The sequence below is a fragment of the Streptomyces cahuitamycinicus genome (assembly GCF_002891435.1).
Classification (GTDB): Bacteria; Actinomycetota; Actinomycetes; order Streptomycetales; family Streptomycetaceae; genus Streptomyces; species Streptomyces cahuitamycinicus.
The window spans coordinates 1-804 of record NZ_POUC01000909.1 but is presented as its reverse complement, the minus strand read 5'-3'; the positions used below and the strand labels follow the sequence as shown (position 1 = coordinate 804).

Annotated in this window: 1 protein-coding gene; it reads left to right on the top strand. The window is 74.3% G+C overall.

The features are described from left to right. A partial coding sequence (locus C1J00_RS43825; RefSeq protein WP_180989934.1) for a D-alanyl-D-alanine carboxypeptidase occupies positions 1-804 on the top strand: 804 nt, incomplete at both ends.

Genomic DNA, 804 nt, shown 5'->3' with positions numbered 1-804 from the left:
GTCATCGACGTGACCACCGGCAGACGCCTGTTCGGCAAGGCCTCGGACACCGCGTTCACCCCGGCCTCCACGACGAAGGTCGCCACGGCCGTCGCCGCACTGTCCGCGATGGGCGCCGACCACCGCCTCACCACCCGCGCCGCGCTGGAACCCGACACCAGGGAAGTCGTCCTGGTCGGCGGGGGCGACCCCACGCTCACCGCCCGCGAGAGCACCGACGGTGCGGCCGGCCTGCGCACCCTGGCCGCCGGGACGGCCGCCGCCCTCGCCGACCGGGGCGTGCGCGAGGTGACCCTCTCCTACGACACGACCCGCTACGCGGGCGACGAAATGCACCCGATCGGGGTCGACGGCAATCTCGCCCGCGTCACCCCCCTCATGGCCGACGAGGGCCGCACGAACGACTCGGTGAGCGGCCCCGCCCAGCGCGTGACGGACCCGGCGGCGGACGCGGCCCGCCGGTTCGGGGAGATGCTGGAGTCCCACGGCATCAAGACCACGGCCCCCGGCCCGTCCAAGGCCACGACCCGCGCCAGGACCCTCGCGGCGGTCTCCTCGCCCCCGCTCTCCGCCGTCGTCGAACGCATGCTGACCAACAGCGACAACGACATCGCCGAGGCCCTCGCCCGCCAGACGGCCATCGCCACGGGCAACCGGCCCGACTTCGCCGGTGCGGGCAAGGCCATCGGCTCCCAGCTGCGCAAACTCGGCCTCCCCGTGAAGGGCGCCGTCTTCAAGGACGGCAGTGGCCTGAACCGTGCCGACCGGCTGACCCCCGACCTCCTCACCGCCCTGCTCGCCAAG